The sequence below is a fragment of the Marinobacter sp. NSM genome (genome assembly GCF_052380025.1).
In the GTDB taxonomy this organism is placed as follows: Bacteria; Pseudomonadota; Gammaproteobacteria; order Pseudomonadales; family Oleiphilaceae; genus Marinobacter.
In genome coordinates this window covers 18,571-43,197 of record NZ_JBQTCK010000004.1, presented here as the reverse complement: position 1 = coordinate 43,197, position 24,627 = coordinate 18,571, and the positions used below count along the sequence as shown (strand labels likewise).

The 24,627-nt window shown below is 58.9% G+C and carries 24 protein-coding genes; 17 read left to right on the top strand and 7 right to left on the bottom strand.

Annotated features, from left to right (window positions below; genetic code table 11):
• Positions 1-48 precede the first annotated feature (48 nt).
• Positions 49-591: an oligoribonuclease gene (gene orn / locus ACTZWX_RS10560; RefSeq protein ID WP_058092077.1), complete on the top strand. Its 543-nt coding sequence runs from the start codon at positions 49-51 to the stop codon at positions 589-591.
• Here the strand turns inward: orn and queG are convergent.
• On the bottom strand, positions 581-1,675 hold the full coding sequence (gene queG / locus ACTZWX_RS10555) for a tRNA epoxyqueuosine(34) reductase QueG (protein ID WP_444713895.1): 1,095 nt from the start codon (positions 1,673-1,675) through the stop codon (positions 581-583). The two genes, orn and queG, sit on opposite strands and share 11 nt — an antisense overlap.
• A gap of 131 nt (positions 1,676-1,806) precedes the next feature.
• Between queG and ACTZWX_RS10550 the strand changes: the two genes are divergently transcribed.
• From ACTZWX_RS10550 to ACTZWX_RS10500, 11 genes are all read left to right on the top strand, one after another.
• Positions 1,807-3,366 carry an NAD(P)H-hydrate dehydratase gene (locus ACTZWX_RS10550; protein ID WP_444713894.1) on the top strand — a complete coding sequence of 520 codons (1,560 nt, stop codon included), beginning with the start codon at positions 1,807-1,809 and terminating at the stop codon, positions 3,364-3,366.
• On the top strand, positions 3,366-3,863 hold the full coding sequence (gene tsaE / locus ACTZWX_RS10545) for a tRNA (adenosine(37)-N6)-threonylcarbamoyltransferase complex ATPase subunit type 1 TsaE (RefSeq protein WP_058092074.1): 498 nt from the start codon (positions 3,366-3,368) through the stop codon (positions 3,861-3,863). The genes ACTZWX_RS10550 and tsaE overlap by 1 nt, the downstream gene beginning before the upstream one ends.
• Positions 3,860-5,191 (top strand): N-acetylmuramoyl-L-alanine amidase, encoded by a 1,332-nt coding sequence (locus ACTZWX_RS10540; protein WP_444713893.1) that lies wholly within the window; start codon positions 3,860-3,862, stop codon positions 5,189-5,191. The genes tsaE and ACTZWX_RS10540 overlap by 4 nt, the downstream gene beginning before the upstream one ends.
• Positions 5,192-5,211: 20 nt before the next feature.
• Positions 5,212-7,107: a DNA mismatch repair endonuclease MutL gene (gene mutL / locus ACTZWX_RS10535; protein WP_444713892.1), complete on the top strand. Its 1,896-nt coding sequence runs from the start codon at positions 5,212-5,214 to the stop codon at positions 7,105-7,107.
• Between the two features lie 7 nt (positions 7,108-7,114).
• Positions 7,115-8,161 (top strand): tRNA (adenosine(37)-N6)-dimethylallyltransferase MiaA, encoded by a 1,047-nt coding sequence (miaA, locus tag ACTZWX_RS10530; RefSeq protein ID WP_444713891.1) that lies wholly within the window; start codon positions 7,115-7,117, stop codon positions 8,159-8,161.
• A gap of 34 nt (positions 8,162-8,195) precedes the next feature.
• The gene (gene hfq, locus ACTZWX_RS10525) at positions 8,196-8,447 is read left to right on the top strand and encodes an RNA chaperone Hfq (RefSeq protein WP_444713890.1); all 252 of its coding nucleotides are present in this window, start codon (positions 8,196-8,198) and stop codon (positions 8,445-8,447) included.
• A gap of 95 nt (positions 8,448-8,542) precedes the next feature.
• On the top strand, positions 8,543-9,835 hold the full coding sequence (hflX, locus tag ACTZWX_RS10520; protein ID WP_444713889.1) for a ribosome rescue GTPase HflX: 1,293 nt from the start codon (positions 8,543-8,545) through the stop codon (positions 9,833-9,835).
• Between the two features lie 84 nt (positions 9,836-9,919).
• Positions 9,920-11,110 (top strand): FtsH protease activity modulator HflK, encoded by a 1,191-nt coding sequence (gene hflK / locus ACTZWX_RS10515; RefSeq protein WP_444713888.1) that lies wholly within the window; start codon positions 9,920-9,922, stop codon positions 11,108-11,110.
• Between the two features lie 3 nt (positions 11,111-11,113).
• A complete protein-coding gene (gene hflC, locus ACTZWX_RS10510; protein ID WP_444713887.1) occupies positions 11,114-11,989 on the top strand; it encodes a protease modulator HflC in 876 nt (291 codons plus the stop codon).
• 174 nt (positions 11,990-12,163) lie between these two features.
• A complete protein-coding gene (locus ACTZWX_RS10505; protein ID WP_444713886.1) occupies positions 12,164-13,345 on the top strand; it encodes an ATP phosphoribosyltransferase regulatory subunit in 1,182 nt (393 codons plus the stop codon).
• 73 nt (positions 13,346-13,418) lie between these two features.
• On the top strand, positions 13,419-14,714 hold the full coding sequence (locus tag ACTZWX_RS10500; RefSeq protein WP_444713885.1) for an adenylosuccinate synthase: 1,296 nt from the start codon (positions 13,419-13,421) through the stop codon (positions 14,712-14,714).
• 68 nt (positions 14,715-14,782) lie between these two features.
• On the opposite strand, the gene cmoB is transcribed toward ACTZWX_RS10500, so the two are convergent.
• Genes cmoB through ACTZWX_RS10475 form a run of 5 tightly spaced genes read right to left on the bottom strand, consistent with a single transcriptional unit; the run spans position 14,783 to position 18,384 of the window.
• A complete protein-coding gene (gene cmoB / locus ACTZWX_RS10495) occupies positions 14,783-15,775 on the bottom strand; it encodes a tRNA 5-methoxyuridine(34)/uridine 5-oxyacetic acid(34) synthase CmoB (protein WP_444713884.1) in 993 nt (330 codons plus the stop codon).
• A gap of 20 nt (positions 15,776-15,795) precedes the next feature.
• Positions 15,796-16,554, bottom strand: coding sequence for a carboxy-S-adenosyl-L-methionine synthase CmoA (gene cmoA, locus ACTZWX_RS10490; protein WP_444713883.1), 759 nt, complete (start codon positions 16,552-16,554; stop codon positions 15,796-15,798).
• Entirely contained in the window at positions 16,547-16,915 is a 369-nt protein-coding gene (locus ACTZWX_RS10485; protein ID WP_444713882.1) for a kinase, read from the bottom strand. Before ACTZWX_RS10485 ends, cmoA begins: the two co-directional genes overlap by 8 nt.
• A gap of 21 nt (positions 16,916-16,936) precedes the next feature.
• A complete protein-coding gene (locus tag ACTZWX_RS10480; protein WP_444713881.1) occupies positions 16,937-17,956 on the bottom strand; it encodes a serine/threonine protein kinase in 1,020 nt (339 codons plus the stop codon).
• A gap of 5 nt (positions 17,957-17,961) precedes the next feature.
• Positions 17,962-18,384, bottom strand: a complete 423-nt coding sequence (locus ACTZWX_RS10475) for a hypothetical protein (protein ID WP_444713880.1) — start codon at positions 18,382-18,384, stop codon at positions 17,962-17,964.
• A 125-nt stretch (positions 18,385-18,509) separates the two neighbouring features.
• On the opposite strand from ACTZWX_RS10475, the gene ACTZWX_RS10470 reads away from it, so the two are divergent.
• Complete coding sequence (locus ACTZWX_RS10470; RefSeq protein WP_444713879.1) at positions 18,510-19,628, top strand: NAD(P)/FAD-dependent oxidoreductase; 1,119 nt, start codon at positions 18,510-18,512, stop codon at positions 19,626-19,628.
• Between the two features lie 200 nt (positions 19,629-19,828).
• Here the strand turns inward: ACTZWX_RS10470 and ACTZWX_RS10465 are convergent, their stop codons facing one another.
• Positions 19,829-20,557, bottom strand: coding sequence for a ComF family protein (locus tag ACTZWX_RS10465; RefSeq protein ID WP_444713878.1), 729 nt, complete (start codon positions 20,555-20,557; stop codon positions 19,829-19,831).
• A 51-nt stretch (positions 20,558-20,608) separates the two neighbouring features.
• Between ACTZWX_RS10465 and bioB the strand changes: the two genes are divergently transcribed.
• The 4 genes from bioB (at position 20,609) to bioD (ending at position 24,603) form a co-directional block, all read left to right on the top strand.
• On the top strand, positions 20,609-21,667 hold the full coding sequence (gene bioB, locus ACTZWX_RS10460) for a biotin synthase BioB (protein ID WP_444713877.1): 1,059 nt from the start codon (positions 20,609-20,611) through the stop codon (positions 21,665-21,667).
• Between the two features lie 196 nt (positions 21,668-21,863).
• Entirely contained in the window at positions 21,864-23,051 is a 1,188-nt protein-coding gene (bioF, locus tag ACTZWX_RS10455; protein WP_444713876.1) for an 8-amino-7-oxononanoate synthase, read from the top strand.
• Positions 23,048-23,872, top strand: a complete 825-nt coding sequence (gene bioC, locus ACTZWX_RS10450) for a malonyl-ACP O-methyltransferase BioC (RefSeq protein ID WP_444713875.1) — start codon at positions 23,048-23,050, stop codon at positions 23,870-23,872. The genes bioF and bioC overlap by 4 nt, the downstream gene beginning before the upstream one ends.
• Before the next feature lie 26 nt (positions 23,873-23,898).
• A complete protein-coding gene (bioD, locus tag ACTZWX_RS10445; protein ID WP_444713874.1) occupies positions 23,899-24,603 on the top strand; it encodes a dethiobiotin synthase in 705 nt (234 codons plus the stop codon).
• Positions 24,604-24,627: the final 24 nt, after the last annotated feature.

Sequence of the window (24,627 nt, the reverse complement as noted above, 5' to 3'; positions counted from 1 at the left end):
GACCCACACACGCACCAGCACCCAAACCAAACCGCATAGGAAGCAATAATGCCCAACCACAACCGTTTAGTGTGGATAGACCTAGAGATGACCGGCCTGGATCCGGAAAAAGAGCGGATCATCGAAATGGCCACGATAATTACCGATTCAGAATTGAACCTGGTGGCTGAAGGCCCGGTGATTGCTATCCATCAGCCCGACAGCCTGCTTGACGCCATGGACGAGTGGTGCACGAACACCCATGGCGCCAGCGGGCTCACCCAGCGGGTGAAAGATAGCAAAACCTCCGAGGCCGAAGCAGAGCAAGAAACCCTGGCCTTCCTGAAACAGTACCTGTCCGCCGGCGAATCACCGCTGTGTGGCAACAGCATCGGCCAGGATCGCCGCTTCCTCGTGAAGTATATGCCCGAGCTGGAAGCCTTCTTCCATTATCGTAACCTGGATGTCTCCACCATCAAGGAACTCGCCCGTCGCTGGCGCCCGGATGTACTTGATGGCGTGAAAAAGAAGGGCAGTCACCTGGCCCTGGACGACATTCGCGATTCCATCGACGAACTTCGCCATTACCGGGAGACCTTCTTCAAGCTGTAATGCCGTGCTGTCGCAGAGCCCAGGCCACATGTTCCCGCACCAGCTCGGAAGGGTGGTCTGCCCGCTGTTTCAGGGCCTCGATCACCGGAATGGTGCTCGGGGCATTGCCCAGCCCCACCGCCAGGTTGCGTAGCCAGTTCTCGAAGCCGGTACGGCGGATGGCCGAGCCTTCGGTGCGCTTCAGGAACTCGTCCTCTGTCCACAGAAAAAGCTCGGCCAGGCTGCTATTGTCGAGGCCGTGCCGGGGCTGAAAATCGTTTTCCCGGGTCGGTTTGTTGAATTTGTTCCAGGGGCAGACCAGCTGGCAGTCGTCGCAGCCGAATACCCGATTGCCCATCTTTGACCGCAGCTCTTCCGGGATGGGCCCCTTGAGCTCAATAGTGAGGTAGCTGATGCAGCGGCGGGCATCCAGTAAGTGAGCGCCAACGAAGGCGTCAGTAGGGCATACCTCCAGGCAGGCGGAGCAGGAGCCACAATGCTGGCTGTCAAACGCGTCGTCTACTGGCAACGGGGCGCTGGTAAAGATTTCACCCAGAAAGAAGAATGAACCGGTCTTGGGGTGAATCAGCATGTTGTTCTTGCCAATCCAGCCCAGCCCCGCCCGTTGGGCGAGACCGCGTTCCAGAACCGGTGCGCTGTCTACGAAGGCGCGGTAGTCGTAGCCGCTGACCGCAGAATCAATCTTTGCTGCCAGGGTGGCCAGCCGTTTGCGCATCAGTTTGTGGTAATCCCGGCCCAGGGCGTAACGAGTCACGTAGGCGGTTTCGCGGTCAGTAAGTACCTGTTTCGGGTTGTCCGGAGCGGGCAGGTAATCCATTCGTACTGAGATAACGCGGGTAGTTCCGGGCACCAGTGAGTCTGGGGTGTAGCGTTTGTCGCCGTGGTCTGCCATATACGCCATGTCGCCATGGTAGCCGGCTTTCAGCCACTGTTTCAGGCGTTCGGCGTGGGGCCCGGTATCTGCGCAGGTGATACCGGCGTCGGCAAAGCCGAGCTCGCTGGCCCAGGCCCGGATCTGGTCGGGCAGGGCGTGCAGTGCCTCATGTTCTGACTGCTCGGAGCGGGGCTCTGGGTTTGACGTCATGGGAGAAGTCGGCTGTGTAACCTGCGAAGATTTAATTTGATTAAGTTATGACCTTTTTCCCTGTTTTGCTATTCTTTACAGGTATCTGGCCAGTTTTCTTAAACTGGTTTCTTTAGCTGGAGCCTTGGCGAATGCCAATACGCAATGCAAGCAGTCTACCAGAAGCGCTCTACTCCGCCGACTCGGTGCGAGAGATTGACCGCTACCTGATTGATCAGCAAGGCGTTGATGGTTTTGAGTTGATGCAGGCCGCCGCCCGGGCGGCCTTTCGCCAGTTGTTGCGTCACTGGCCTGCCCCTGGGGCGATTCTGGTGCTCTGCGGTGCCGGCAACAACGGCGGCGATGGCTACTTGGTGGCCGCGAATGCTCACAGGCATGGCATCACTGCCCGGTGCATTGCGGTTGCACCGACGGGGAAGTTGGCCGGGGATGCGCTTAACGCGCTGAACCATGCCCGCTCGGTAGGTGTCAGTGTTGAAGATGTCGGTGAGCTGGGCGAAGACGGATTGGAAAAATATCTGGCGTCTGCAACCCTGGTGGTGGATGCAATGTTGGGTACAGGGGTGACGGGTACGCCCCGGGAGCCCTTTGCAGGTGTGATCCGGCGGGTTAATGAATCGGGTTTGCCGGTATTGGCGGTGGATTTGCCGTCTGGCCTGAATGCTACAACCGGCTCTGCAGTGGGTGATGTGATTCAGGCCAAGGTAACGGTGACTTTCATTGGCGCCAAGGCTGGTTTGTACACGGGTGCCGGCGCTGGTGTTTGCGGTGAGGTGGTGTTTGAGGCTCTTGATACCGGCCACGATATCTCTGGCAGTGGCCAGCCGCCGCTTGCCCGGTTGCAATCCTGGGCCCAGTGCAAGGAACAGCTGCCTGTCCGTCCGCTTGACGCCCACAAGGGGCGTTTTGGCCACGTGTTGGTGGTTGCTGGTGACCGGGGTTTTGGTGGCGCCGGTATCATGGCGGCCGAGGCGGCGTCCCGGGCCGGGGCCGGTCTGGTTACCCTGGCTACCCGCCCGGAACATGTTACGGCCGCGCTTGCCCGCTGCCCGTCGTTGATGGTGCACGGGTTGATCCATGGCTCAGAATTGCCGCCATTATTGGCCAGGGCCGATGTGGTGGTGTGTGGTCCTGGCATGGGTAAACTGGCCTGGGGGCAGCAGATGCTGCAACAGGTCGAACAAAGTGGGTTGCCGCGGGTGTTGGATGCCGACGCGCTCAATCTGATGGCCGCGCGAGTGTCTGTGGTGTCTGATAGCCATATACTAACGCCCCACCCCGGCGAGGCGTCCCGGTTGTTGGGTTGTGATGTCGCTGATGTTGAGGCGGACCGGCTGTCTGCAGCCTGCCGGCTGCAAACCATGCTGGGCGGTGTGGTGTTGCTGAAAGGCGCGGGTACCGTTATCGCCAGTGGCTCGGCACTTCCGGTGATTGTTCCTGGTGGTAATCCGGGCCTGGCGACCGGGGGCATGGGCGATGTTTTATCCGGCATCGCCGGCGCGTTGCTGGCACAGCTGAAGGACCCTCAACAGGCCACGACAATGGCTGCGGCTCTGCATCTGGCCGCGGCGGACCAGGCAGTGCGGACTTATGGTTATATGGGGCTGACGCCCACGGATGTAATCAGCGCCTTGCCAAAGGTGCTGTCGGAAGCAGAAAAGGTGAACGGCCGTGACGACCAGGAGGCGTGATGAGCATTTTCGGCAATGAACGCCGGTTGTTTCTGGAGAGTGAGGCGGAAACAGAGCGCCTGGGCGGTGAGCTTGCCGGGCTGGTGAAGGCTTCCGATCAGGGCATTGTGGTGTTCCTGGATGGCGACCTGGGCATGGGGAAAACCACCCTGAGCCGCGGTGTAATGAGAGGGCTCGGGCATGTGGGGGCGGTTAAAAGCCCAACGTATACCCTGGTGGAGCCCTATGAAGACCTGGACCCGCCGGTATACCATTTCGACCTTTACCGTCTGGGCGATCCCGAGGAGCTTGAGTACATGGGAATCCGCGATTACTTTTCGGGCGGCAGTTTCTGTCTGATTGAATGGCCGGAGCGGGGAGAGGGTGTTCTGCCAGAGCCGGATCTTGAAATCCACCTGGAACGGCAGGGAGAAGGCCGCTCGGTAGTACTGCGTGCCCGGTCGGAGTTCGGCGCCTCCCTGTTGAATCAAATAGAGCTGATAGGGCCTGATTCATGAGAGTTTTTCTGTGTTTGATGGTGGCTCTGGCGGCTAACCTCGCTCAGGCCGCTACCCAGATTGAAGGCGTGCGGCTTTGGCCCGCGCCCGACCACACGCGCCTCGTCCTTGATACTGCCGGTAGCGTGGAGCACAACGTGTTTGCGCTATCCGGGCCCTCGAGGTTGGTTATCGACCTGAAAAATACCTCCCTGAAAGCGGATTTCAGCAAAGTGGACCTCAGTGGCAGTCCGATTGAGCGGATCCGCAGCGCTCCGCGCAATGGCAGCGACCTCAGGGTGGTGCTGGATCTGAAAAGCGACATCAAGCCCCGCAGTTTCGTGCTGGAGCCCAATCAGCAATACGGGCACCGGCTGGTGGTCGACCTGATTGACGAGAAAGGCAGCCGTCTCGAACGGGCTGCCAGCCCCACGGTCACTCAGGATTCGGCCGGCAAGCGGGATATCATCGTCGTGATCGACCCGGGCCACGGCGGTGAAGACCCAGGCGCTATAGGTCCCAGAGGCACCCGGGAAAAAGATGTTGTGCTCAGAATGTCCAAAACCCTGATGGACCTGATCAACAAACAGCCGGGCTTTACCGCCAAACTTACCCGCACCGGGGACTACTACATCGGATTGCGGAATCGCACCTTGCTGGCGCGCAAGTACAACGCGGATCTGTTCGTCTCGGTGCATGCAGATGCCTTCAGAACACCTCAGCCCAGTGGCGCATCGGTATTTGCCCTGTCCCAGCGGGGAGCGACCAGTGAAACCGCGCGCTGGCTGGCCCAGAGCGAGAATCGCTCTGATCTGATTGGTGGTGCTGGTGGCGTCTCTTTGGATGGTCGCGACGATATGCTGGCAGGCGTTCTGCTGGATCTCTCCATGACCGCCAGTATCAATGCCAGTCTCGGGGTGGGGAGCTCTGTGCTGGGGCAGTTGGGCAGTGTTGCGAAGTTGCACAAGCCCGGTGTTGAGCAGGCGGCCTTCGCGGTTCTGAAGTCTCCGGATATTCCGTCAATACTGGTGGAAGCCGGGTTTATCTCGAACCCGAAAGAAGAGCAGAACCTGGCGACTGAGTGGTACCGCAATCGGCTGGCCAACGCCATCATGGACGGTATCCACGAGTATTTTCAGCGAACGCCGCCACCGGGCACGCTATTGGCATGGCAGAAGGAAAATCAGAAAGGTGGCGGGCAGGTTAGCCGATATCGTATCCAGCGGGGTGACACCTTGTCTGGTGTGGCCCGGCAGAACCAGACCACCGTCAGCGAGTTGATGCGCTTTAACGGGATGACCGATGATCGTGTTATGGTAGGGCAAACCATTCGCATCCCCTCATCCTGATCAAGAGGTAGTTCCCGGATATGCCCCACATTCAGTTGCTATCGCCCCGGCTCGCCAATCAGATTGCTGCGGGCGAGGTGGTGGAGCGGCCTGCGTCCGTCGTCAAAGAGTTAGTGGAAAACGCGCTGGATGCAGGTGCAAGCCGGGTTGATATTGAAGTGGAGCAGGGTGGCGTCAAGCTGATCCGGGTGCGTGATGACGGCTCGGGTATTGATGAAGCCGACCTGCCGCTGGCCCTCAGCCGCCATGCCACCAGTAAAATCCTGACCCTCGATGACCTGGAAGCGGTCGGTACATTAGGCTTTCGTGGTGAAGCCCTGGCCAGTATCAGTTCCGTTTCGCGCCTGGCACTCACGTCCCGCACCGAAGCCCAGGAAGCCGCTGCCCGAGTGGAGGTGGAAGGCCGGGATATGGATGCCCGTATTTCTCCGGCTGCGCACCCCGTGGGAACCACCGTCGAAGTCCGTGACCTGTTCTTCAACACGCCAGCCCGGCGCAAGTTTCTGCGAACGGAAAAAACCGAATTTAATCATGTGGAAGAGTGTATTCGCCGGCAGGCCCTGAGCCGTTTTGATGCTGGCTTTACCCTTCGTCACAACCAGCGTGTGGTTCAGAGCCTGCGGCCAGCGGAGTCGGAGGTCGACAAGGAGCGACGGATTGGTTCGCTGTGCGGACAGCAGTTCATAGACAACGCCGTTATTATTGACGCGGAAGCGACCGGCCTGCGGCTTTGGGGCTGGGTGGCATTGCCCACCTTCTCGCGCAGCCAGGCGGACCTGCAGTACTTCTTCGTGAATGGCCGGGTCATTCGGGATAAGCTGGCTGCCCATGCGGTGCGACAGGCCTACCGGGATGTGCTTTACAACAACCGCCACCCCGCCTTTGTGCTCTATCTGGAAGTGGATCCCGCCACCGTCGATGTCAACGTACACCCCACCAAGCACGAGGTCCGGTTCCGGGATGGTCGGTTGGTCCATGATTTTATCTTCCGCACACTGCACCGGGCCCTGGCTGATGTTCGCCCGGATGATCATCTGCGAGGTGCGGTCGCTCAGTCTTTTGGGCGCGAGCCAGAGGCAGCTGTTGCCAACCCTGCCGGTAATCCAGCTGGGATGGGGGCATCTCTCCCGGATCAGGCGCCGCCTGTAGCTGGTGGTTATGCCAACGGAGGCGGCTTTGGTGTTGGGTCGGCTTCCCAGCCGCAGCAGGAATGGAAAGCCAGTGACCAGATGGCGTTCTATCAATCCCTGAATGAGGGCGGGGGTGTCGCTTCCCGGCCTGACAATGTCAGTCAGCCGGTTGCGGTCACGCCTCCACGGGACACCGATGAAGAGCCGCCCCTGGGTTATGCCATAGCCCAGCTACATGGCATCTACATCCTTGCCCAGAGCCGGGCTGGCCTGATCGTTGTTGATATGCATGCTGCCCATGAGCGCATTATCTATGAGCGTATGAAGCACGCCCTGGCCGAGCAAGACCTGAAAAGTCAGCCCCTGCTGGTGCCGTTGTCACTGGCGGTAAGCCAGAAAGAGGCTGCGCTGGCGGAAATTCACGGTGAGGAGTTGCAGCACCTGGGGCTGCAAATTGAACGAATCGGCCCGGAGACCCTGGCCGTGAGACAGATCCCGGCGCTATTGCGGGGCGCCGACACCGAACAACTGGTTCGGGACGTGCTGGCGGATCTGATTGAGCACGGGCAGAGCGACCGGGTAGAAGCCGTCACTCACGAATTGCTGGGCACCATGGCCTGCCATGGCTCTGTTCGGGCAAACCGGCAGCTCACCATTCCCGAAATGAACTCGCTGTTACGTGATATGGAAGCCACCGAGCGAAGCGGCCAATGCAATCACGGCCGCCCCACCTGGACTCTGGTCACGCTGTCAGAACTCGACAAACTGTTCCTGAGGGGGCGTTAGTCACTCCATGTCGGACGCTGAGCACCAACCGGGGCATGCGCTGCCGCCGGCTATCTTTCTGATGGGGCCGACGGCTTCCGGCAAAACCGATATGGCCATCGCCCTCTGTGACTTGCTCCCATGTGACATCATAAGCGTCGATTCCGCGATGATTTACCGGGGAATGGATATTGGTACCGCAAAACCTGATGCCGCAGAACTGGCCAGAGCACCTCATCGCCTGATCGACATCTGTGATCCCGCCGACAGTTACTCCGCTGCGGATTTCCGCCGTGATGCGCTTGCCGAGATGGCAGATATCACCCGCCGCGGCCGCATCCCGTTGTTGGTTGGCGGAACCATGATGTATTTCAAGGCATTGTTGCACGGTATGTCCGACTTGCCCTCCGCTAACCCGAAGTTGCGGGCGCGCATCGAGCAGGAGGCGGCAGAGCACGGCTGGGAGCACCTGCATCGGGAACTGACAAGCCTTGACCCCGTTGCCGCCGGGCTAATCCACCCAAATAACCGCCAGCGGCTGATGCGGGCACTGGAAGTTATTCGCCTGACGGGGAGGCCCATTTCTGAAATCTGGCAGGCACAATCGGGAACTTCTGAACGGGAGGCGGTGTCAGGTATTGAGGATTACACGTATTTTACCCGTTGGCAGGCAGACGAAACCCCGAGCCTGCCGTATACTGTTTTTCAGTTTGCCTTGGCTCCAGCCGAGCGTTCTGAGCTTCATCAGCGTATAGGTCTTCGTTTTCAGGCTATGCTTAAGGCAGGGTTTCTGGACGAAGTCCGTGCTCTGATGAAGCGGGGTGATCTCAATCCTGACATGCCTTCGATGCGTTGCGTTGGCTATCGGCAGGCGTGGGATTACCTGACGGGTAGCTGTGATTACCAGACTTTCGTCGACAAGGGCGTGGCCGCCACCCGACAACTGGCAAAGCGGCAGCTGACCTGGTTGCGAAAATGGCCGAATGTTCACTGGCTGAACGCTGGTGATCCGCACGTGGTGGTTAATGCCTTGAAAAAAAGCGGCTTTGGCACCACATTTAAATCAGAAAAATGACGATCTGCACTTACTTATAAACAGGAGAACTCACATGTCAAAAGGGCATTCTTTACAAGACCCTTACCTCAATGCATTGCGCAAGGAACGCATTCCGGTTTCCATCTTTCTGGTCAACGGCATCAAGCTGCAGGGCCAGATCGAATCCTTTGACCAGTTTGTTATTCTGCTGAAGAACACTGTCAGCCAGATGGTCTACAAGCATGCGATTTCCACTGTGGTCCCTGCTCGCAATGTGCGCCTTCCGCCGCAGAACCCGGCAGGTGAAGGTGAGTCTGAAGGCTGATCTTTCCGGAGTTTCCGGTTTCTACACCCGCGTTCCAGGACAGCCCGAGAGCTCGATTGGCCGCGGGTGTTTGTTTTTATGGAGTTTAACCTATCTTGTTTGAGCGTCCTGACGTTGGAGAACGGGCGGTTCTCGTTCACATAGAATTCACCGCCCACGATGATACCGAAGACCCCGGTGAATTCCGGGAATTGGTGACCTCCGCCGGCGTTGAGCCGGTGATGATGGTGACAGGCTCCCGCAAGCAGCCCAACCCCCGGCTTTTTGTTGGCGAAGGCAAGCTTGACGAAATCCGCGATGCCGTTGCCGCCAGTGAGGCGGACGTGGTGCTTTTCAACCATGCCCTTAGGCCCAGTCAGGAGCGCAACATTGAGCGGGAGCTCAAGTGTCGGGTGCTGGACCGTACCGGCGTTATCCTGGACATTTTCGCTCAGCGCGCCCGTACCCACGAGGGTAAGCTCCAGGTGGAACTGGCTCAGCTGGAACATATGTCAACCAGGCTGGTTCGAGGGTGGACCCACCTTGAGCGCCAGAAAGGCGGTATCGGTCTGCGGGGGCCCGGTGAAACCCAGCTTGAAACCGACCGTCGATTGCTGCGGGAACGCATCAAGTCCATTCACAAGCGGCTTGAAAAAGTTCGCAAACAGCGTGATCAGGGCCGACGCGCCCGTAATCGTGCTGATATTCCAACGCTGTCTTTGGTGGGTTATACCAACGCTGGTAAATCCACACTATTCAACCGAATCACCACGGCCAGCGTATATGCTGCTGACCAGTTGTTCGCAACGCTGGACCCGACCCTGCGTCGTCTGGAACTTCCGGATATTGGCCCGGTCGTAGTGGCGGATACTGTCGGCTTCATCCGGCATTTGCCCCACAAGCTGGTAGAGGCTTTCCGAGCAACGCTGGAAGAAACCACGCAGGCAACCCTTCTGCTGCATGTGATTGACTGTCACGACGAGCGTCGCGATGACAACATGGAACAGGTAGAAAGCGTGCTCGCAGAGATCGGTGCGGACGAAATACCGGTCCTTCAGGTGTTCAACAAGATTGACCTGTTGGATGGTTTTGAACCCAGGATAGACCGAAACGAAGAGGGGGTGCCTGTCCGTGCCTGGGTGTCTGCGGTGACGGGGCAGGGGTTGGAGCTTCTGTTTGACGCGTTGGTTGAGCGGTTGGCCGAAGACGTTGTGCATCACTTTGTGCTGCTGGGGCCAGCCGACGGCAAACTCCGGGCCCTGTTGCACGAGGCAGGTTCCGTGCTGAGTGAAGAACACCGGGAAACCGGTGATACCGTGTTGGAGGTGCGGTTGCAAAACCGTGACTGGAAGCAGTTACTGAGCCGGGCGGGTGTCAGGGAAGAGGCGCTCCGGCTGGAGATTCGATAAGCATGAAAGCTGCAAGCTATTGCCGGGGCGTTGATAAATCCCTAGTATTTGCAGCCATTCGATAATACATGAACGGAGAGAACTATGGCCTGGAATGAACCGGGTGGAAACCGTAACGACAACGACCCCTGGGGAACCGGTGGTGGTCGTCGCGGCAATGATCAGGGGCCACCAGACCTGGACGAGGCGCTGAAAAAGGGTCTCGAAAAGCTCAACAGGATGCTGGGTGGCAAAGGCGGCAACTCAGGTAATTCCGGTGGCAGCAGCTCCGGCGGCAGTGCCGGTGGTTTTGGTGCGGTCATTGCGCTGGCAGCCATCCTGGCGCTTGGCTATGTGGTGTTCCAGTCGTTCTACACCGTAGACGAACAGGAACGGGCCGTTGTGCTCCGGTTTGGTGAGTACAGCACCACTGAGAACCCAGGCTTGAGGTTCAAGGTGCCGTTGATTGATCGGGTGTACAAAGTTGGGGTAACCAACGTTCGTACCGCCCAGTCCAGTGGCCAGATGCTGACCATGGACGAAAACCTGGTAACAGTTGACCTGCAGGTTCAGTACCGGGTAAGCAATGCCCGAGACTACGTCCTGAACGTCCGGGATTCGAATGAAGCCCTCTCGTTTGCCACTGACAGTGCCTTGCGTCACGAAGTGGGTAGCTCCACGCTGGATGAGGTTCTGACCGAAGGCCGTGCTGAGCTGGCCATTCGCGTAGAGCAGCGCCTGCAGAGCTTCCTCCGTGAATACGGTGCCGGCCTTGAGGTCGTGCGCGTCAACGTGGAAAGCACCCAGCCGCCCTCAGCCGTGCAAGATGCCTTCCGCGAAGTGCAGCGTGCCCGGGAAGATGAACAGCGTCTGAAGGAAGAAGCAGAAACCTATCGGAACCGGATCGTGCCAGAGGCCCGCGGTCAGGCCCAGCGCCTGATTGAAGAGGCCAATGCCTATCTCGAAGAGGTGGTTGAGCGTGCCCGCGGTGAGAGCGCCCGTTTCACGCAGTTGCTGGAGGTGTACGAAATCGCGCCGGCTGTAACTCGTGAGCGTATGTACATTCAGGCGGTGGAGCAGGTGCTGGAGAACAGCAGCAAGATCTTCATCGATACCGAAAGCAGCGGCAACATGATGTTCCTGCCTCTGGATCGACTGATGCAGAGCACCGGAAGCGCATCCAGCAATTCCCGGTCATCCAGTAACAGCAGCCAGGCTGATGTCGGCATGCTGACCGACCAGGTGCTGCAGGAGTTACGCTCGCGCCAGGAAACCAACATTCGGAGGAGCAGATAAGTTATGGGACCCAAAGCTGTTGTGGGCCTTGCAGGCGCTCTGATTGTTGTCCTGCTCGTGCTGTCTAGTGTTTACATCATCCCGGAAACCCACCGGGGTGTTAAGCTGCGGTTCGGCGAGTTGGTGCAGACCGACATTCCGGCAGGCCTGCACTTCAAGGTGCCGGTCATCGACCAGATTCGTGAGTTTGATATCCGTGTTCTGACGATGGATCTGCCGTCCCGGCAGTATCTGACGGTGGAAAAAAAGCCATTGGATGTAAACTCCTACGTTGCCTGGCGTATCCGTAATGTCGACCAGTTTTACCGTTCTACCGGTGGCGATGAATTCCGGGCCCGTTCCCTGATTCTGTCCCGGGTTGATAACGGCCTGCGAGACGAATTCGGTGTTCGCACTATGCATGAGGTGGTGTCCGGTCAGCGTGACGAGCTGATGAACAAGCTCCGTGAGCGGGTCAACTCCAATGTGGTGGGGGAATTCGGTATCGAAGTGCTTGATATCCGTGTCAAAGCCATTGAGCTGCCGGGTCAGGTCAGTGAGAACGTGTTCCGCCGGATGGCTGCAGAGCGCCAGAAGCTGGCTCAGGAATTCCGTTCGCGCGGTCAGGAGCTGGCCGAAGGTATCCGGGCTGATGCAGATCGCCAGCAGACGGTCATCCTGGCCACTGCGTTTGCTGAAGCTGAGCAGACCCGGGGTGCCGGTGACCGTGAAGCTGCGCAGATTTATGCAGATGCGTATGGTTCCAATGAGGAATTCTACAGCTTCTACCGTAGCCTGCAGGCTTACCAGAAAACCTTCTCGGGTAAAGATGACATCATGGTGATCGACTCAGACAGCGCTTTCATGCGCTTCCTGAAGGACCCGATGGGCGCCAACTGATCGGCCCTGAAGATCAAAAAACCGGAATACCTCGGTATTCCGGTTTTTTTGTGTCTGCCAACGGTGTAGAATTTCGCCGGTTTTGCTTTGGGTTTTTCAGGCCCGGGCATCCTAAATCCTGAGTCATTCCCCCGGAGTACTGGCCGGTGCGGGAAAAACGGACAACAGAATCTCATGACTGTATCTGATCGCTGGTTACTGCCTGACGGGGTGGAAGACATTTTGCCGCCGCTGGCCGGACAGATCGAATCCCTGCGACGGGATGTAATGGATACCTGCCAACGCTGGGGTTACCAGCTGGTCATTCCGCCGCTCATTGAATACCTTGAATCACTCTTTACCGGCACCGGTCACGACCTGGAGCTGCAGACGTTCAAGCTCACGGATCAGTTGACCGGCCGCATGATGGGCGTGCGCGCAGACATGACGCCCCAGGCGGCGCGCATTGATGCCCACACCCTGGGCCAGGAAGGAATCACCCGTCTTTGCTATGCCGGGCATGTCTTGCATACCCGTCCGCGTCATATGCTGACTGGCCGAACGCCGATTCAGGCAGGTTGCGAGTTGTTTGGCAGTGCCTCGGAAGCCGCCGATCTTGAAGTGATCAGCCTGATGCTGGAGGCGCTCAGGGTTGCCGGCCTGCGCCGTGTGCATATGGATCTGGCCCATGTCTCGATATACGAGAGCCTGATCACCGATGCAGGTTTTGACCGGGATACCGAAGCGGCTGTTTTTGATGCCATGGCACGCAAATCCGTGCCTGAGCTTGACCGGCTCCTGGGTGATTGCCCCGCTGGCTCCGGTGGTGCGCGCCTGCGTGAGCTTGCCCGGGTCAACGGCGGTGTTGAAGCACTTGACGAGGCCCGTGGGATCCTCAGTGGTGCCTCAACTGCCCTGGACGCTGCCCTCGACCAGTTGGGCCGGGTGGCGGAGATGCTGGCCAGGGACTTTCCGGAAGTGAGTCTGGGTTTCGATTTCTGTGAACTGCGTGGTTACAACTACCACACCGGGCTGGTGTTCGCAGCCTATGTGCCCGGTCATGGTGATGCCGTGGGCAAAGGCGGCCGTTACGATGCCATCGGCAGTGATTTTGGCCGGGCTCGCCCCGCCACCGGGTTCAGTCTCGATATCCGGGCATTGGTGTCTCTGGGAGAGCGCCCATCCAATAGGTCCGGGGCCATCTGGGCGCCTGCGGACCCGGACCCGGCCCTCGAAGGTGTGATCTCCGGCCTGAGAATGACGGAAACCGTGGTACGGGCTCTGCCCGATGACACGGACAGCAATCCGGCTGAGCGTGGCTGCGATCGTCAGATGGTCAAAAAGGATGGTAAGTGGGTTGTCGAGGCACTGGCCTGAATCGCTAGTTGTCGGTTTAACGAATTAATGTGCAGGACTTGAGCCTACGGCTCGTCTGAATTGAGAGAGAATCATGGGTAAAAACGTTGTTGTGCTGGGCACCCAATGGGGTGATGAAGGCAAGGGCAAGATTGTTGACCTGCTGACAGACAAAGTCGCTGCGGTGGTGCGCTTTCAGGGTGGCCATAATGCCGGACACACACTGGTGATCGAGGGCAAGAAAACAGCACTGCACCTGATTCCCTCGGGTATCCTCAGGAAGAATGTCCAGTGCATGATTGGTAATGGCGTGGTTCTGTCGCCGGAAGCTCTGTTGAAGGAAGTCCGTGAACTGGAATCCAACGGGGTGGCAGTACGCGACCGCCTGAAGATCAGCCTGGCCTGTCCGATCATCCTGCGTACTCACGTGCGCATTGACCAGGCCCGCGAGCGCGCCAAGGGTAACGACAAGATCGGTACCACCGGTCGTGGTATTGGTCCTGCCTATGAGGACAAGGTATCTCGCCGTGGCGTGCGTCTGGGCGACCTGTGCAACCTGGCAGACTTTGAAGTGAAGTTGCGGGAAATCATGTCGTATCACAACTTCGTGCTGACCGAGTACTTCAAGGAAGAGGCGGAAGATATTGACGCGGCCCTGGCCGAACTGAAGAAAATGGGTGAGGAAATCCTGCCCATGGCGGCGGATGTCACCGATCTTCTGCACGACTACCGCAAGCGCGGCGAAAACATCCTGTTTGAGGGTGCTCAGGGCTCGCTGCTGGATATCGACCTGGGTACCTACCCGTACGTGACCTCGTCCAACACCACCGCCGGCGGTACCGCCACCGGCTCCGGATTTGGTCCGATGTTCCTGGACTACGTGCTGGGCATTACCAAGGCTTACACCACCCGCGTAGGTTCTGGTCCGTTCCCGACCGAACTGTTTGACGACATGGGCCAGCACCTGGCGGTCAAAGGTAACGAAGTCGGCACCACCACTGGTCGCGCCCGCCGTTGTGGCTGGTTTGATGCGGTGGCCCTGCGCCACGCCATTCAGATCAACAGCGTGTCTGGTATCTGCCTGACCAAACTGGACGTGCTGGACGGCCTGAAAACGGTGAAGGTGTGCGTTGGCTACAAGACACCGAATGGCGAGATTACCCGTCCGCCGATTGGTTGCGACAGCTACAAGGACATTGAGCCGGTCTATGAGGAGCTGCCAGGCTGGAGCGAGAACACGGTTGGCCTGACCACCGTCGATCAGCTGCCGGAGAACGCCAAGGCGTACATCCGCTTCCTGGAGGAGCAGATTGAAGCGCCGATCGATATTATCTCCACTGGCCCAGACCGTGTGGAGACCATTACTCTGCGCCATCCGTTCGGAGAGTAAGCTCCAAGAACAAAAAACCGCCTTTGGCTGTCACGCCTCAGGCGGTTTTTTTATGTTCGGGTATTACGTCAGGGCTTCTCGGCGATGATGGTTGCGCGCTTGGGTCCCGGATAGCCTTCGATGGTTTTGCTCGAATCATTTGGGTCGAGAAAATCGGCCAGAGAGTTGAAACGCATCCAGTCCGTCTGCCGTTGTTCCTCGGTGGTGGTGTCGCTGACATCCACCACCCGGGTATTGCGGAACCCGGTACGGTCCAGCCAGCGCAGCAGAGTAGGGCAACTGGGCAGGAACCAGACATTGCGCATCTGGCCATAGCGATCTTCCGGCATCAGGCTGAACCCTTCCGGCCCATCCACTACCAGAGTTTCCAGTACCAGTTCGCCGCCCGGGCGGAGCGTGCCCTTCAGTTCCAGAAGGTGATCCAGGGGTGACCGACGGTGGTATAGAACGCCCATGGAAAATGTGGTGTCGAACATCTGCAGGTTGTCCGGTAAATCTTCCATGCGCACTGGTAGCAGGTCAACCGGCACCTCGCCCAGGTAGCCCTTGACCGCCAGAAACTGGAACATGAACAACAGGCCCGGGTCGATACCCACAACCCGCCCCGCGCCAGCCCCCGCCATGCGCCAGCAGTGGTAACCGGAGCCACAGCCAACGTCCAGTATGGTTCTGCCCTTCAGGTCCGACAGGTGGGGAGCCACCCGGTCCCATTTCCAGTCTGACCGCCATTCGGTGTCGATGTGGGTGCCGAAGAAGTCAAACGGGCCCTTTCGCCAGGGCATCAGGCCCCGCAGTCCCTGCTCGAGGTTGGCGATCTGCTCCGGAGCCAGCGGTTCGCTCGAGAACAGGGTGACGGCGGACTTGTTCAGGTCGCCGACGGCGCCCGGCACCTCCGGTAGTAGATCCAGCGCGCCCTGCCAGCGTGGCAAATCGCCGTGGGGGTTGTCTTCAAATCGGGTAATCAATTGGCGGGTGAGCAGCTCGGCCCAGGGTCCATGCCCGGTCTGCTGCAGGGAGTCGATAAACGGAAGATAGTGTGCGCGCCAGTCGAAAAGTGCCATGGGTCCGTGGTGTCCTGGAATCAGCGGTTCTTGAGGGCCAGTATGGAAACAAAGTTGAAGCACTGATACCACACCAGTACCTGATCAAAACCGGCCTGCATAAGCCGGTCATGGTGGGCTGCCAGGGTTTCCGGAATCAAGACCTTCTCGATTGCAGCCCGTTTCTGGCTGATTTCCAGGTCGGAGTAGCCGTTGGCCCGCTTGAACTCTTGATGCAGGCGGGTCTGGATATCCTGCTCTGTTTGCGATTCAAAGCGGATTTTTTCAGACAGGATCAGTACGCCGCCTGGCAGAGTGGCGTTGGCAATTCGTGTCAGCAGTGCCAGCCGGTGCACCGGGGGCACGAACTGCAGGGTAAAGTTCAATGTGGTTACTGACGCCCGGCTCAGCTCTGTCTCCAGAATGTCCTCACAGCGCAGGGTAACCGGCAGCTCGTGGTCATCCAGTGCAATATAGTGTTCACAGCGCTCGATCATGGCGCTGGAGTTGTCCACACCCACCAGTGTGCAGTCCTGGTGGGGAATGCCGTGGCGCATGGCCAGGGTAGAAGCCCCCAGGGAACAGCCCAGGTCATAACAGTGCGAGCCAGGTTGCACATATTGCTCGGTGATCACCTCGATCATCGGAATGATGGTGGTGTAGCCAGGCACAGAACGGCGGATCATGTCTGGAAATACCCGGGCCACCGAGGCGTCAAACCGGAAATCCTCCGGATTGCGTTCGGTGGCAAACAGGCGGTCAGTCAGCTGTTCTGGCGCTCGGGATTTATCGTCAGTCATCGCTTTGCTCTTGGGCACCGGAAGCCGGGTCAAGGTCGGTTGGCGAAGGCCGTTGGCAGCGAACGCCCCGATTCTTGTAGTCCACCAGAATGCCTCTGAATGATGGGTCAATGTCGGCGGCGATAGCCAGATAGCCGTTTTCGCACACAGCGTGCAGCTCCGAGGATTTTCTGGACATCCGGAAACTGTCACCAGGCTGGATATGGATCGCTTTGAAGTCACCTACCGGCACATGGTCTTTGTGCTCGGTGTGGTCAATCCGGCCGGAGGCCTCAAGCACCAGCACCGTGCCAATGATCGATGCTATGCCGGTCACAATCAGACTACGTACGGTATAGCGGGCTTCGTCGTTATCGCTCATGGATACCTCTTTGAATGATGATCAGAATTGCCCGGGCAGGCTGATGGCCGGTTCCTGAAGTGCGGAAAGTTGTTCGCGCAAAGCCAGAATCTGGTCTGACCAGAATCTGGGCTGGGCAAACCAGGGGAAGAATCGTGGAAAGGCCGGATCTTCCCAGCGCCGGGCAAGCCAGGCGCAATGGGCGATTTGCCGATAACACCGCAGGGGCTCGATCAGATGGCGCTCCCGCCGGTTGAACTCCCGGAACATCTCATAGCCTTCGATCAGCTCGCCAAGCTGGGCACCGCGTTCGGAGGCCTCGCCGTTAAGCAGCAACCACATGTCCTGTACGGCCGGCCCTGTGCGGCAGTCATCCAGGTCTACAAACAGCATGGATTCATCCCGGCACAGAATGTTGCCGGCATGACAGTCGCCGTGAATGCGCAGGGTGTCGACGTCTCCTGCGTCTGCCATTCGCTGGCGGCAGCCTGCCATCAGATCCGGAATGAGGCTGTCCCAGGCCGGGCGCAGGTCGTCCGGCACCCAGCCTCCATTGACCAAAAGCGCATTGTGCTCTTCCAGCCCCTGGATCAGGTCAAACCCCGGCCGGTGCCTGAACGGTTTCAGCGCCCCAAGGTTATGGATCTGCCCCAGCCACTGGCCCAGTCGGTAAAGCGTGTCGGTTACGCTGGTATCCGGCGCCTGCCCGCCCCGTTGTGGGAATACGGCAAACAGAAACGCCTGGTGCTGACCCAAGGTATCGCCCGCGGGCATAACCAGGGGTGCGACCACCGGAATATCGGCTTGCTGCAGGGCCAGAGAGAATTCGTGCTCCTCCCGGATGGCGGCTTCGCTCCAGCGACCCGGGCGGTAGAACTTGGCAATTACCGGCGGGCCGTCGTCCAGCCCGATCTGGTAAACCCGGTTCTCGTAACTGTTGAGGGCAAACAGCCGGCCACTGACAGCAAAGCCTGCTTCCTCAAGAGCGTCCAGGATCACTTCCGGGGTAAGGCTATCGTAGGGGTGCGTGGAGGTTGTCAGTTCCGGAGGCTCATGTTGCATAAAATTCAGAAGGCCGTGTTGTATCGCGATTTCATGGATTGCAGATGGTACCAGTTTTCGTCCAGTTCCCAACGAACACGATTGACGCCGGACGTTGCCAGAACCATGTCACCGACCCGAGCCTGTACTTGCGCCAACTCCCGTTCGGCCCTCTGCCATTCCCGATGGGTGTCCGCCAGATGGCGCATGTTCGGGAAAACAGCAGATAATGCCTGCTGAGTAGAGACGGAATGGGAGCGAAGTGAACTGATCACTGCTGTATCCCCTTCCACCCGAAGCACCCTGTGCTGGTACGGGTAACTGGCCACGGTTTTATCGGCCATCAATTGGTTGTTCAGGCTAATGACTTCAAAGCCTCGCCAGCCAATCCAGCTAACGAACAGCGCGGCAACCACCATAACGGTAATGAACTGCTTCCTGTCTGACATAATCCCTGCTCCGTGCATCCTGATACCCATAGGGTAAAGTATAACGGTTCTGGGGGTAGAGGTAATGCAGTCAGCGGCTATCTGCGGTAATTTCCCCGTTTGAAATTGATAAATGGCCCGTAACCGTGAGTGAAGAACGTTTTAGCGTACAGACCGTGGTCATTGGTGCCGGCGTGATCGGCCTGGCCATTGCCCGGCAACTGGCCAGGACTGGCCGGGAAGTCCTGGTGCTGGAGGCGGCCTCCCGTTTTGGCGAGGGCATCTCATCCCGCAACAGCGAAGTCATCCACGCCGGAATCTACTACCCGCAAGGCTCCCTGAAAGCCCGTTGTTGCGTCCGTGGCCGCGAACTGTTGTATGACTACTGCGACAGCCGCAAGGTGGGCCATCGCAAATGCGGCAAGTGGATCATCGCAGCGGATCTTGCCCAGGCAGAACGGCTTGCCAGCATCCAGGCACAGGCGGCGGGCAATGGGGTCGAGTTGCAGCTTCGCGACGGCGCAGACATCACCGGAGGCATTCCCGCCATCAACGCCCGGGCCGGTCTCTGGTCCCCGGAAACCGGGATTATCGACAGCCACGGCCTGATGCTGTCGCTGCTGGGGGAGCTGGAAGACGCGGGTGGGCAGTTGGTGTTAAACAGCCCGGTGCTGGCCGCTGAATCCGACGGCCGACAGCATACCCTGACCCTGGGTGGCAACCAGCGAGTGGTACTCGAGGCTTCCGAAGTCATCAACGCCGCCGGTTTGGGCGCCCCCCGGCTTGCCCAACACTGGCAGGGCCTACCCGCAGCCGCCCGCCCGGAACAATGGCTGGCCCGGGGTGTTTATTTCAGCTATGCCGGCAAACACCCCTTCAACACCCTGATCTACCCCTTGCCCGAACCTGGCGGCCTGGGCGTGCACCTGACTTTGGATCTGGCTAACCAGGCCCGCTTCGGCCCTGATGTGGAATGGATTCCCGAGGAAGACTACACGGTGAATCCCGACCGGGTTCACGCCTTTGCCGAAGGCATCCGGCAATGGTGGCCAGGCCTGGATGCAGACCGGCTTCAGCCAGCCTATGCCGGTATTCGCCCGAAGCTCACTGGCCCCGATGGCGATTTCTTCGACTTCCGCATTGATGGCCCGGAACAACATGGACTGCCCGGCCTGGTTAACCTGTTTGGAATTGAATCTCCGGGGTTAACGTCCTGCTTGGCAATAGCCGAAGAGGTGAAACTGCTATTAGGCGGCCAAAAGTAGGGTGTAGGGGAGAGCTGCATTTGGTGGTCGGGGAAACCAGCACAGCCGTTAGTGCAGCGGTGAGGTCGCCCTTTCCGGGACTATAAAGGGCCATGGATGGCCCGTCCTAAGCGAGCAGGATGCCTTGAGCGTGTCCCGGAGAGGGCGACCTCATCGCTGCTGACACCAGACAAAGGTCCCCGACCAGTTTCCCGGACCTCCTAGCCAGGAGTCCGAGCCAAAGCCCAAACCTGAATTTCTTGGGCGCCAGCTTTCTTTAGGGTATCCGCGAGAGCCCTGACCGTAGCCCCCGTGGTAACCACGTCATCAACAATCGCCACCCGCTCCGGCACCGCCCCTCGCACCTCAAACACATCCCGCAGATTCTGCAGTCGCGCAGCCCTGTTCAGACTCCGCTGAGCCTTCACCCGTCGCGACCGGCGCACCACCCCGGCGGCGACCGGAATGTCCAGCCGGGGGCCAACAAACTCGGCAATATCCTGGGCCTGATTAAAACCCCGTTGCCAGCGCCTGAGCCAGTGCATCGGGGCGGGAATCAGCGCATCCGGTCTCTGCTCCGGCTCAAGGTGTTGTTCCAGAAAGCTGGCGAAACCGGTTAACAGCGGGCGGGCGAACTTGCGGTGACCCTGATACTTGTAACGGCCAATCATGCCATCCACCGGATACTGGTAGCGCCAGGGAATCAGCGATCGGGAAAAGGGCGGGGGCAGTGTCTGGCATTCGCCGCAGAGCATGCCCGGTGTGGCAAAGGCCAGGGGCAGGGCGCAACTGTGGCAGTGCCAGCGATTGGCAGGGAGGTCTTCCCGGCAGCCGTGGCATAGACCATGGTATGCGAAGGGTGACAGGCAGGTGACGCAGTGGCCTCCACTGCTTGCGCTGTTAACCTTTCGTTCAATGAAGGTTGACAGCGTTTTCAGTCCGTTTATCATCTCGGTTTATCCGTAAACCAACAACCTTCTGAAGGTTAACAGGACTTTGCCATGACCGCCACAGCACTGCGTCACGACTGGACGCTGCAGGAAGCCCGGGATCTTTTCAATCTGCCGTTCAACGATTTGCTGTTCCGGGCCCAGACTGTGCACCGCGAGCACTTTGACCCGAACGAAGTGCAGGTGAGCACCCTGTTGTCCATCAAGACCGGCGCCTGCCCGGAAGACTGCAAGTATTGCCCCCAGAGTGGCCATTACAACACCGGGCTGGAAAAAGAAAAGCTGCTGGAAATCGAGAAGGTGGTGGCGGAGGCCCGGGCGGCGAAAGAGAAGGGCGCATCCCGGTTCTGTATGGGGGCGGCCTGGCGTAGTCCTTCCAAAAAGGACATGCCCTATGTTCTGGATATGGTGAAGCAGGTGAAATCCCTGGGCATGGAAACCTGTATGACCCTGGGCATGCTGAAGGAAGAAGAGGCCCGTGAACTGGCCGATGCCGGGCTGGATTACTACAACCACAACCTGGATACCTCCGAGAAGTATTACAACCACATCATCACAACCCGCACCTACCAGGACCGTCTGGATACCCTGGATAATGTTCGCAAGGCCGGCATGAAGGTCTGCTGTGGCGGCATCATGGGTATGGGTGAAGACGAAGATGACCGGGTCGGTTTGCTGGTTCAGCTGGCGAACCTGCCGCAGCACCCGGAGAGTGTGCCGGTGAACATGCTGGTGAAGGTTAAGGGTACGCCGCTGGAGGATGTGGAGGATCTGGAACCGTTTGATTTCATCCGGATGATTGCGGTGGCGCGGATTATGATGCCGGCGTCCCACGTTCGGTTGTCTGCAGGTCGGGAGCAGATGAATGAGCAGATGCAGGCGTTGTGTTTCATGGCGGGTGCCAATTCCATTTTCTATGGCGAGAAGTTGCTGACCACGTCCAATCCTGAGGCGGATGCGGATATGCAGTTGTTCCGCAAGCTGGGTATTCGGCCGGAGCAGCGGGAGCAGCGTGCTACCGAGGAGCAGGAGACTGAGGCATTGGCCGAGGCGGTGGAGTATGAGGCTACTCGGCATATGTTTTATGACGCTACTCGGGAGTCTGCCTAAGGTTTCTGGTTTTGGGCGTTTTGTGCGGAGCGGGTGAAGGTCGGGTAAGACTTTCCGAAACACGCTCAAGACGTCCATGTGCGCTTAGGACGGGCCATCCCTGGCCCTTTATAGTTCCGGAAAGCCTTACCCGACCTTTACGCCAAATGCCGTTCGTGGATTCCGTACAACAACAGCTGATTTAGGTACCTTTTCAATGCGTGATTTCGCCCTGGAGATTGAACAGCGTAAACGGGACGGTTTGTACCGGTCCCGTCGCCTGGTTTCCGGGCCGCAGAAGCCGGAGCTGGTGGCGGACGGGGCGGAGCTGTTGTCGTTCTGTAGCAACGATTATCTTGGGCTGGCCAATCACGCAGGCAATATGAAGGCGCTGCGTGATGCGTTGCCGGTGACCGGGCTGGGTGGGGCGGCTTCTCATCTGGTGTGTGGTCACCATGACGCCCATCATCAGCTGGAGCAGCGGCTGGCGGCGTTTTCCCGGCGCAGTTCGGCGTTGTTTTTCTCCACCGGGTACATGGCGAACATGGGTGTGATTTCGGCGTTGGCTGGCCGTGGGGATACGATTTTTTCGGATCGCTTGAATCACGCGTCGATTATTGATGGCTGCATTCTCAGCCGGGCTCGGGTTCGGCGTTATGGGCACGGGGATGTCGCAGCCCTGGAGCGGATGCTGGCGGAGACATCCGGGCATAAGCTGGTGGTGACCGATGGTGTGTTCAGTATGGACGGTGATATCGCGCCGCTGAGAGAGCTTGCCCGGGTGTGTAAGGCCCATGATGCCCTGCTGGTGGTGGATGATGCCCATGGTATCGGCGTGCTTGGCCCCCAGGGGCGGGGCAGTGTGCTGGAGGCCGAGTTGTCGGAGGATGAGGTGCCGGTTTTGATTGGTACTCTTGGCAAGGCGGTGGGCACCAGTGGTGCGTTTGTGGCCGGGCCGGAGGTGCTGATGGATTATCTGGTACAGAAGGCTCGAACCTATATTTACACGACTGCCATGCCGCCGGCGGTGGCGCTGGCAAGTTGCGCCAGCATTGATTTGATCGAACGGGATGACCAGCGCCGGGTGCACCTGGAGGCCCTGATTGCTCGGTTCCGTTCGGGGGCGCAGCAGCTGGGCTATCAACTGATGCCGTCGCACACGCCCATCCAGCCCATTATGGTGGGGGATAACCATGCAGCTTTGGCGTTAAGCCGGGCGTTGGAGGAGCAGGGCATACTGGTCACGGCCATCCGCCCGCCCACGGTGCCGGAAGGTGAGGCCCGGTTGCGGGTAACGCTGAGCGCGGCGCATTCCGAAGCGCAGCTTGATCGGTTGTTGCAAGCTTTGGCCCAGTGCCGTTCCCTGTTACCGGAGCAGGCCGCCCGGGAGCCTGTTGCGGTATGAGCGCCTACAGCGATCTGGCGGCAATAACCCGGGCCGAAGGCGGAACCGGTAGCAAAGGCTGCATTGCCCGGGGGTTCGGGGGCGCCAGCCAGACCTACGACAGTGCATCTCGCCTGCAAAAGGTCATGGGCGACACCATGCTCGGCCGCCTACCGGAAAACCTGGAGCCGGTGAGTATACTGGACCTTGGCTGCGGTACTGGCTGGTTCACCCGCAAACTGGCGAGTCGATTTCCGAACGCCGCCATCACCGGTGCAGACCTGGCTCCCGGTATGCTGCAAGAGGCCAAAGACCGCAGCTCCGAGACCATTCGCTGGCTCAACGCAGACGCCGAACAGCTCCCGCTGGCGGACAACAGCGCTGACCTGATCTTCAGCAACCTGATGATCCAATGGAGCACCCGCCCGGAACTTGTCCTGGCCGAATGCCAAAGAATCCTCAAACCCGGTGGCATCCTTGCAATCTCAACCTTGTTGGATGGCACTCTGGCAGAACTTAAGCAAGCCTGGGCCTCCGCCGACCCCGGCCAGCCTCATGTTAACCGCTTTACCCACCCTGCCGACTGGAAGCGATTGTCCGGCGAGCAGCTACCCGGCTCCATCGTGGACACGGCAATCCTGACTTTGCCTTATGATTCTCCCATGGCCCTGAACCGGGAGCTCAAACACCTCGGCGCCGTGTTCAAAGGCGAAGAGCGCCGCAGAACCATCACCGCCCCGGGCAGATTCAAGGCAATGTGTGCTGCTTATCCGAGCGCGGAAAACGGCGAGGTCATTGCCAGCTACCATGCTGGATGGTTGTATTGGGAAAAACATATTTAAAGCAGATGCAGCAGGAATCTCAGGAAATGGCAAAGAAAACCTATTTCGTTACCGGCACGGATACCGAGGTTGGCAAGACTGTGGTGGCAGCGTCCATTCTGGAAGCCGCCCGGCAGTTAGGCAAACGTACACTGGCGATGAAGCCGATAGCGTCCGGATGTGAGCAGACCCCTGAGGGGCTGCGTAATGAAGACGCCTTGATGCTGCAGGCGGCCATGACCGAAGAGCTTGCCTACGATGCGATTAACCCCATTGCCCTTGAGCCGGCAATTGCCCCCCACGTTGCGGCGCAACAGGCTGACAAACACCTGACTGCCCAGCGTCTTGTTGGGTTTTGTCGCGGCCTGCAGATCCGGCCTGCTGATTTGATGCTGATCGAGGGTGCAGGTGGCTGGCGGGTTCCCCTAAACGATCGGGAAACCTACGCCGCGGTGCCTCGGGAGCTAGGGCTGGATGTTGTTCTGGTTGTGCCTCTGAAACTTGGCTGTATTAACCATGCCATGCTCAGCGCTGAAGCCATCAGGGCCGATGGTTTGTTTGTGGCAGGATGGGTTGCCAATCATCCTGACGGGAATGTGATGAGCTGCGAACAGGAGACTCTCAACTACCTGACCACGCACCTCGGGGCGCCATGTCTGGGTGTCTTGCCCTGGTTGGACGACACCCCGACCGATCAGTTGCCGAAAGTGCTGGCGAGATTTCTGAATATCCGTCCACTGATTGAAATTTGACCAGTTATGTGAGTAAATAGAGCC